The following is an 8,461-nucleotide window of genomic DNA, read 5'->3' as shown; positions in this document are numbered from 1 at the left end:
GCACACCGACCGCGATGGCCGCATCAAGCTGCAGTTCCACTGGCAGCGTGGCGCCAGCAGCAGCCACCGCCTGGGCCACGGCTCGCCCACGCTTGACGCTGACAACGCCCCGGCCTCCGATGCCTCGGGCACGTGGGTGCGAGTGGGGCAAGGCTGGGCGGGCGCCAACTGGGGCAGCGGATTCATCCCCCGCCTGGGTCAGGAAGTGGTGGTGGCCTTTTTGGAAGGCAACATCGACCGGCCAGTGGTGATTGGCGCGGCCTACAACGGCCAGGGTTCGGGCAACGCGCAAGGCAATGAGGTCAGCCACCGGCAATGCGCCCGCCTGGTTCCCTGGTGACCAGCGGCAAGGCGAGCAAGAAGGCCATGCCCACACCGCCACCCTGAGCGGTTTCAAAAGCCAGAGCCTGGACACCAGCCAGAGCGGCGGTGGCGGCCACAACCAACTGGTGTTCGACGACACGCCCGACCAAGGCCGCGTGCTGGCGCACACCACGCAAAGCCAGACCTGGCTGCAGATGGGCCACCTGCTGCAACAGAATGACAACCAACGCTTGGCCCAACGAGGCCATGGGTTGGAGCTGCACACGCAGGCGCAGGGCGCGGTGCGCGCGGGCAGTGGGCTGCACATCAGCACCTTTGCGCGCCCTGGTGGCAGCAGCACAGCGCAAGGCCAGCCCACCAACACGCGCGAGGCGCAAAGCCAGCTGCAAAGCCAGGCCGAGCTGCTCAGATCTTTGAGCGAGAACGCGCAGACGCACCTGGCCAAGTTGCCCAATGCGCCTGCGCCCGATCAGCTCAATGCGCAGAAGGCCTTGAAGGCCACGCTGAGCAGCTTGAAGGGCACGCGGTCATCGGGCGGCGGTCAAGCCGTCGATGCCTCGGGCGAGCCCGGCGCGATCGCCGCCATCGATGGCGGCCACGGCAGCATCCCCATCACCGCGCGCCCGGACCTGGTCTTGAGCGCCGCCGCCGCCATCAGCAGCGCCACACCGGCGCATACCGTGATCAGCGCGGGGCAGCACGCCACCATCACCACCGGGCAGGACACCAACCTGCTGAGCCAGCGGCATGCGGCCTGGGCCGTCAAGGATGGCATCAGCCTGTTCACCCGGGGCGAGGCCAAGGATGCGCAGCGCGCTGTGCAGGATGTCGGCTTGAAGCTGCACGCGGCCAGTGGCAATGTGAACACGCAGGCTCAGAGCGATCGCTTCAGCTTGACGGCTTTGCAAGGCATTGACCTTCAAAGCACCGCGGGCAGCATCGTCATCAGCGCGCCCAACAAGATCGTGCTGAATGGGGGCGGCAGCTACATCAAGATCGAGGGTGGGGACATTGAGGTGGGGACGAGCGGGGTGGCGGCGTTCAAGGGGGCGATGAAGGAGCTGACGGGGGGTGGGAGTGCTTCAGTGCCACCGCTGTCTTTGCCTGTGGCCCGGTCACTGAATGGCCGTCATGCTCCTGCTCAAGCGCTGTTTGCAGAGGCGCTCGACCACACGGCCATCCCCGATGCCTGGCTGCCATTCCAATTGGGCGCATCGACCACCGTGTACGCAGCGGGTCGAGCATTGGCCGAAGGTCGCCGCCTGATGCGCGGTCGCCCCACGGCGACCGTGACCACGCACGAAGCGTCAGAGGTGCAGTACTGGCAACGCCATGACGGTCCGACCTGGCATCTCGAAGAGACGATCAACATCGCCGACCCCACAGACCCCGACCGCGAGTTCCAGCATGACGACGATGAATGAATCGCACCCCAACTCGCCACTGCCCGATCCCTATGGCGTTCGGCGCGGTGATACGCTGAGCAAGATTGCGGCCCGTTGCGGGCGAACCGTGGCCGAGCTGATGCGATTCAATGCACTGGCGAACGGCAATCGACTCGCCATCGGCCAGACGCTGTACTTGTCGGAGTCCACCGCTTTCGGCGCAAGTGTGCTGTTCCTCGACCCGTTGCGCCACCCGATCGACAAACTGCGCTACCGGGTGGCATTTGACGAGTGCAAGCAAGAGGGCGCGACGGGCGCAGATGGGCTGATCCCGCCATTCATCACCGGCAGTGCGCGGTCACGCATCAAAGTCTGGATTCAAGAGGCCGGTGGCGCCTGGCAGGAAGTGGCCCACGTCTCTTCAGACTATGGCCATAAACTCGTGACCTTGACCAGCACTGCGTTGGTGGTGGCCAGCACCACGCGGCAAATGCCCAGTGATGCGCTGCACGATCTGGGCAGCACCTTGCAAACTGCAGTGCATGCTCTGACGAGGGCTCAACCTGCCGTGCCCGGGGCGACCACAGGCAAGTCGAGCAAGAATAATCCTGCGGTCAAAACACAGCAAACCAAAGGCCTCAAAGGTCAACCCATCGTGAAGATCGAGGTGGACCTGCCTCAAGGGCTGTTGGATTTGTTTGGCAAGTATTCGGGGCATGAGATTGCTGAAGAAGACTGGCGTGAGGCCGCCAAGCAACTCGAATGTGAGCCCTAAGTTTTGAAGGCTTTTTCTGACGTTGAAAGCGGTGGCAAGTGTTCCTTCTGGCGGCTCAACAAGGGCGATGGCGCCAGCGTTCCAGCTCTGTTGTTTGAGCGGCATTACTTCAGCCGGCTCACAAAAGGGCGCTTCGATACGGCTCACCCTGACATTTCTTGGCCTTTTGCCTACCGCAAGAAAAGCCTGCTGGGTCAAGATGACAAACGCATGCATCACGGCAAGGTTGAAGCCACCGATATTTACTCGGATTACGCCAGCTCTTACCTGCGACTGATCAATGCCTATCGGCTTGACCCGGATGCCGCGTTGCGTTCGTGCTCATGGGGTAAGTTTCAGATCATGGGGGACAACTGTGGTCTGTGTGGCGTCAATGACGCCGATCTATTCGTCGGGATGGTTTGTGCATCTGAGTACGCACAAATTAATCTGATGGCCACTTTTATTCAGAGAAAACCCGCCGCCTGGAAGGACCCTAAGAACAGGAAAGCTGGCAAAGCCATGTCGTTGTGGGATGCCATCAAAGCCAAAGACTGGGCCATGATTGCCTACAACTACAACGGGCCTGGCTACAAGACCTATAACTACGATGTCAAATTGAAAGCAGCTTATGACAAACACAAAGCGCAAAAAGCGTGAGCAGTGGCACAGCACGCTGTTTTTTTACATGCTCATGATGACGGCCCTGCCTTCTTTGGCTCACCTTCAACTCTCAACGAAGTGGGACTCGAGATATCGAATTGATGGCTCTCGTATTCCTGATAGTGACCATGAGCTTCCAAAGCTAGAACAAGTTGGCATGGCTGCTGTCAAGGCCCGAACTGCAACCCCTGCCGACACCAACTTTGCACTTCGCGAATTAAGTTTCAAGCTGTCTATCGATCAAACCAAGTTCTACATGCAGCCCGCGAAGTACATGCCTCAAACCCGCCCCGGCGAAGTCTGCACCTCGGTTGGCAAAGTCACCGCCTATCAATGCATGGAAGGTCAACGAGAGACTCAAGCCTGCCACATCGGCTTCTTCGACGCCCAGTTCCACGAAGTCGGCTGGCACACCATCCGCATCAACGAGTCAGTCCCGATTTTCTGCAATTCAATACCTGCGGTGGGCGTGTATGACGCCACCCAGAACGCCATGCTGGTGACGGTGCAGTACTTCGCGATCGATCACAAGCCAGCGGCCAAGCCCAGCGAAATAGGTTCAGGCTGGAAGCGCATGACCGTGTTGCTGCGACTCACCTCGAACAACGGCAAGATCACTGTCGAACAAGATGACCGCTGCCTGGGCAACCCCAATCAGGTCGATGCCGTTCCCGATGCCAAGCGTGCCTTGCGTCGGTGCAACGCGAGCTTGCCATCCTCGGCTGTCCATTAGCACAAGGCCCCAAAAAACCTCGCCCGCCATCCGCGCCTCATACGCCACCAGATTGGCGTGCCGCTTCACCTCGTGCTTCATCGGCGTTTCAAACTGCACCCAGCGCCAATGCACGCCGATCCAGTACGGGATGTCTTGAACATGCCGTTGGTGTTGCCTTGGTAGGGCTGGCATCGGCAGGCCGAAGGCGGCCCCGAAAGCCAAGAAGGTGATCATGCCGACGGCCCTTCCAGCTCAATCGGCGCCCACCCCAGCAATTCGGCCAGGCGCGTCACGATCCAGCCGGCCTCGGCCACTGACACGCCCGACTCGGGCGACGCCAGCCCCCGGTGGCAGCGCACCAGCACCTCGTCTTCGGCCACACCGATGTCCAGGTGCACGCTCTGGCAATGCTCCACCATGTGGCTGGCCAAGTCCTCGCACACCTCGTAGCGCTCGCGCACCCGCGCCATGGGCACCGTCAAACGGTGGCGCGCGTCGGTGTGCAGCCCGTAAAAGGAAGGCGGGATCTCGATTTGGTACTCGTCGGTCATGCGACGTTGTACCTCAAAGTTCCAGCGGCATTTCGTGCCACCATGCTGGTCCGCCTGAACGGCCTCCCCGCGGTCAGCAGGGGTTATTCAAACGCCGTTTCACCAAGATTACGCTTTGCCTTCCTAGAATGGGCCGAATGAGTCATCCCCAATTCACCTGTGCGGTGGTTCCGCAGTTCCTTGAGGAACAAAGCAACCCTGCTCAGCAAGAGTATGCGTTTTCGTACACGGTCACCATCGTCAACAACGGCGATGTGGCCGCACAGTTGATCGGCCGGCACTGGGTCATCACCGACGCCACCGGCCATGTCGAGGAAGTGCGCGGCCTGGGCGTGGTGGGCCACCAACCCATGCTCAAGCCGGGCGAAAAGTTCGAGTACACCAGTTGGGCACGGCTGACCACGCCGCATGGCCTGATGCAGGGCACCTTCTTTTGCATGACCGACGAAGCCCATCCTTTTGACGCGCCCATCGAGCCGTTCTCGTTGGCGCGGTCACAGTCCTTGCATTGATCTGATGATGAGGGCGCGCGTTTGACTCAGCCGGACAAGACGATCCCCAAAGCGAAGCGGCGCTGGCTGCCGCATCCCAGCGCTCCGGCAGACATCAGCCAGTTGCTGGATTCGGCCAGCGGTGATTTGCCTTTGGCCGAACGCCACCTGTGGCTGGTGCAGCTGATGGACTGGATCCGATCGGGCGAGCCCGTCTCGGGCGTGAAGTACGTCGTGCGGCAACTGGCGCCGCCGTCCGAGCGCCGCACGAAGGTCGTGGCTTTGTTGTCGGCTTTTTGGCGCGACATTGATGTGGCCGCCTTGCTGGCCGACTATGGCTTTGCCGCGCGCACCTCGTTCTCAGACGAGCTGGGTGAGCGCCTGCGCACGCGCCTGCTGCCCCTGAGCCCGGCCACCACCGACCTGGCCAGCCTGTTCAATTTGCTGTTCAGCGACCCCAAGGACGCCGACTGGCTGATGCAGTTGGACGACGCGGTGCTGGCCGACCTGGCCGCGCTGTGGCGCGAGGCCATTGACGCGATCAAGGCCGCGCCGCTGGGCTGGCACGAGCCTTTCTACGACGCCATCATGTTCCTGTCCAGCCAGGTGCGGGCCGAGGGCTTTTCGCGCGAGTTGCGCGGGCGCATGGGCATGCGGGTCGATGTCGACTTTGATGGCGTGGGGTCGGGGGCCGAAGTGGCCGCGCCCACGCCCACGCGGCAGGCCTTCAGGCAATTGGTGTACGTGGCTGAGAACCTGCATGTGCTGGCCTTGAAGGGCGCGGTCGGGCCTTCGCCCCATGTCGATGTGCAAGGCACCTTGCTGCAAGAGGCGCAATACCTGCGCGCCTTGCTGGACACCTGTGTCAAGGCCGCCCAAGGCATCCACGACCACCTGGAGGCCAACGGGGTGTCGATCGACATCGTGTTCCAGATCGACCAGTTGAGCGAGCGTTGTCGGCGCATCGAGCAGTTGCTGGGTTGCGTGCTGTCAAGCCAACCCACGCTGGACTTGCGCGCGCTGATCGTGGACCTGATCCAGGTGGGGGCCAAGCGCAGCGGTGTGCGAGCGTTGTTCACGCAGCACTACTCGCTGCTGGCCCGCAAGGTGGCTGAGCGCAGCGCCGAGACCGGCGAGCACTACATCACCCGTGACCGCGCTGAATACCTCACCATGTTGCGGCGCGCCTCAGGTGGCGGCGCGGTGCTGGCGGGCACCACCTTCTTGAAGTTCGCGGTGCTGGCCATGGGCCTGTCGCCCTTCTGGAGCGGGCTGGCCGCGGGCACCAACTACGCGCTGAGCTTTGTGATCGTGCAGCTGCTGCATTTCACCGTGGCCACCAAGCAGCCGGCCATGACCGCCCCCGCCATGGCGGCCAAGCTGGCCGACACGCGCAGCGAGGAGGCCGTCGAAGGTTTCGTGGACGAGGTGGCCCATTTGTTCCGATCGCAGATGGCCGGCATCCTGGGCAACCTGATGGTGGTGGCCCCGGTGGTGCTGGCCGCGCAATCGCTGTCGTGGTGGGTGTTCAGGCGGCCCTTGATCGATGTGAACTCGGCCAACCATGTGCTGGACACGCTCACCTTTTGGGGGCCGTCGCTTTGGTACGCGGCTTTCACCGGCGTGCTGCTCTTCGTGTCCAGCCTGTTCGCGGGCTGGCTGGAGAACTGGTTCGTGCTGCACCGCCTGGACAGCGCCCTGCGCTGGAACCCGCGCATCCGCGCCACGCTGGGGCCGCAGCGCGCGGTGCGCTGGGCAGCCTGGTGGCGGCATAACATCTCCAGCCTGGGCTCGAATGTGTCGTTGGGCTTGATGCTGGGCCTGGTGCCGGTCATTGCCGGCTTTTTCGCGCTGCCGCTGGACGTGCGGCACGTCACCTTGTCCACCGGCCAGCTGGCGGCGGCGGCAGGCACCCTGGGGCCGGCCGTGCTGCACCACCCTCAGCTCTGGTGGTGCGTGGCGGCCATCCCGTTGACGGGGCTTTTGAACGTGAGCGTTAGCTTCGTGCTGGCCCTGCGCGTGGCCATGCGCTCACGCGGCGTGCGCATCAAGGACCGGGCGCGTCTGCAGGCGGCTTTGTGGCGCCGGGTGCGGTGTCATCCTTTGAGCTTTCTGCTGCCGCCTCGTTGAATTCGGACAACTCGCCCTTGGCGCGGCCCGAGAACATCGTCCACCACATCAGAAACACGAAGAGGGCCAAGGCCCCCACAGCTTCCAGCACAATCAGCCACATATGATGGTTTACCAGTTTTATAAGCGGGCCACGGCGGCCCTGATTGTAGGCAGCCTGGCGGCTTGCGGCAGCGGCCCTTCACTGCGTTCCTCGGCGCCCATTGTCTCGCGGGCGCCGGCCATGGCACCTGGCACGGTCTTGCCTCAGCCCGATGGGCGCGGCGACCTGGTGCGGCCTCGATCCCTGTGGACCCAGGCTCAGTACACCGACCTGCCCGGTTGGTCACAAGACCGCGTGAGCGAATCCTGGCCCGCCTTGTGGCAAAGCTGCCAGCGGCCCGGGCCCGGGTGGGCCACCGTGTGCGCCGAAGTGCGTGAGCTGGGCGTGGAATGGGGCCGCCAGGTGACCGATGATTTTGTGCGGCAATGGCTGGAAGGGCACTTGCGCCCCTGGCGCCTGAACACGCTGGATGGCCAGACCACGGGCTTGTTGACCGGTTATTTCGAACCCCTGTTGGACGCTCGCCGCAAGCCTGATGCACGATTTCAATACCCCCTCTACCGGGCCCCAGCCGACCTGGGTGTGCGCAAGCCGCACTACACCCGCGCCGAGCTGGACACCTTGCCCGCGGCGCGTGCCTCGGTCGCGGGCCGCGAAGTGGTCTACCTGGCCGACCCACTGGACGCCTTGCTGATCCAGGTGCAGGGCTCGGGCCGCGTGCGCATGCAGGATGAGCTGACAGCGCAGGGCCAGCCCCGCACGGTGCGACTGGCCTTTGCCGGCCACAATGACCAGCCTTACCAATCGGTGGCGCGCTGGTTGGTGGACCAAGGCGCCTTCTCGCTCGATCAGGCGTCCTGGCCGGCGATCCGCAGCTGGGCGACGCAGAACCCGCAGCGCGTGCCTGAAATGCTGCGCGCCAATCCGCGCATGGTTTTTTTCAGGGAAGAAGTGCTGATCGATCCGCAGATCGGGCCGGTCGGCGCGCAAGGCGTGCCATTGCTGCCGGGCCGTTCGGTGGCGGTGGACCGCGAAGCCGTGCCGCTGGGCACGCCCATGTGGCTGGACACCACGGTGCCGCAGCCCTGGAGCCCGACACCGCCCACGCCGCAGTCCTTGCAACGCCTGGTCGTGGCGCAGGACACCGGCGGGGCCATCATTGGTGGCGTGCGGGCCGACTACTTCTGGGGCTGGGGCGACGAAGCCCTGGCACAGGCTGGCCGCACCAAGCAGCCCCTGTCGGCCTGGGTGCTGTGGCCGCGTTGATGTGAGCCTTGAGGCTCCTCGGTTCAGTACGTCTTGTACGACAGGAACTTGCCCGACATCACGATGTTGACGCGGTCACCGGCCGGGTTGGCTTCACGCTGCAGGTCCATCTTGAGTGGTACTCGTATTCAAAGCACAC

10 protein-coding genes and 1 pseudogene are annotated in these 8,461 nt (G+C 63.4%); 8 read left to right on the top strand and 3 right to left on the bottom strand.

Annotated features, from left to right (window positions below; genetic code table 11):
• The 5 genes from H7225_RS08915 to H7225_RS08895 all read left to right on the top strand — a co-directional run.
• Nucleotides 1-340, top strand: a 340-nt coding sequence (locus H7225_RS08915) for a phage baseplate assembly protein V (protein WP_290660943.1), incomplete at its 5' end; no start/stop codon positions are given.
• Entirely contained in the window at nucleotides 297-1,748 is a 1,452-nt protein-coding gene (locus tag H7225_RS08910; protein ID WP_290660941.1) for a type VI secretion system Vgr family protein, read from the top strand. The genes H7225_RS08915 and H7225_RS08910, both read left to right, overlap by 44 nt.
• On the top strand, nucleotides 1,732-2,484 hold the full coding sequence (locus tag H7225_RS08905; RefSeq protein ID WP_290660939.1) for a LysM domain-containing protein: 753 nt from the start codon (nucleotides 1,732-1,734) through the stop codon (nucleotides 2,482-2,484). Before H7225_RS08910 ends, H7225_RS08905 begins: the two co-directional genes overlap by 17 nt.
• A gap of 3 nt (nucleotides 2,485-2,487) precedes the next feature.
• A complete protein-coding gene (locus tag H7225_RS08900; protein ID WP_290660937.1) occupies nucleotides 2,488-3,123 on the top strand; it encodes an N-acetylmuramidase family protein in 636 nt (211 codons plus the stop codon).
• Nucleotides 3,095-3,859, top strand: a complete 765-nt coding sequence (locus tag H7225_RS08895) for a hypothetical protein (RefSeq protein WP_290660935.1) — start codon at nucleotides 3,095-3,097, stop codon at nucleotides 3,857-3,859. Before H7225_RS08900 ends, H7225_RS08895 begins: the two co-directional genes overlap by 29 nt.
• Before the next feature lie 212 nt (nucleotides 3,860-4,071).
• Here H7225_RS08895 and H7225_RS08890 read toward each other — a convergent pair whose 3' ends face one another.
• Entirely contained in the window at nucleotides 4,072-4,392 is a 321-nt protein-coding gene (locus H7225_RS08890) for a hypothetical protein (protein ID WP_290660933.1), read from the bottom strand.
• A 137-nt stretch (nucleotides 4,393-4,529) separates the two neighbouring features.
• On the opposite strand from H7225_RS08890, the gene apaG reads away from it, so the two are divergent.
• Nucleotides 4,530-4,904 carry a Co2+/Mg2+ efflux protein ApaG gene (apaG, locus tag H7225_RS08885; protein ID WP_290660931.1) on the top strand — a complete coding sequence of 125 codons (375 nt, stop codon included), beginning with the start codon at nucleotides 4,530-4,532 and terminating at the stop codon, nucleotides 4,902-4,904.
• Nucleotides 4,905-4,925: 21 nt separating this feature from the next.
• On the top strand, nucleotides 4,926-7,013 hold the full coding sequence (locus H7225_RS08880) for a site-specific recombinase (RefSeq protein WP_290660929.1): 2,088 nt from the start codon (nucleotides 4,926-4,928) through the stop codon (nucleotides 7,011-7,013).
• On the opposite strand, the gene H7225_RS08875 is transcribed toward H7225_RS08880, so the two are convergent.
• Nucleotides 6,931-7,116: a hypothetical protein gene (locus H7225_RS08875; protein WP_290660927.1), complete on the bottom strand. Its 186-nt coding sequence runs from the start codon at nucleotides 7,114-7,116 to the stop codon at nucleotides 6,931-6,933. The two genes, H7225_RS08880 and H7225_RS08875, sit on opposite strands and share 83 nt — an antisense overlap.
• A gap of 120 nt (nucleotides 7,117-7,236) precedes the next feature.
• On the opposite strand from H7225_RS08875, the gene H7225_RS08870 reads away from it, so the two are divergent.
• Nucleotides 7,237-8,322, top strand: a complete 1,086-nt coding sequence (locus tag H7225_RS08870) for an MltA domain-containing protein (RefSeq protein WP_290660925.1) — start codon at nucleotides 7,237-7,239, stop codon at nucleotides 8,320-8,322.
• 23 nt (nucleotides 8,323-8,345) lie between these two features.
• Here H7225_RS08870 and H7225_RS08865 read toward each other — a convergent pair.
• A pseudogene (locus H7225_RS08865) lies at nucleotides 8,346-8,435 on the bottom strand (cyanate hydratase); the annotation flags it as partial.
• Nucleotides 8,436-8,461 lie beyond the last annotated feature (26 nt).

This window comes from Aquabacterium sp., from assembly GCF_014378415.1.
Classification (GTDB): domain Bacteria; phylum Pseudomonadota; class Gammaproteobacteria; order Burkholderiales; family Burkholderiaceae_C; genus Aquabacterium.
This window is presented reverse-complemented; position numbering and strand designations above follow the sequence as displayed.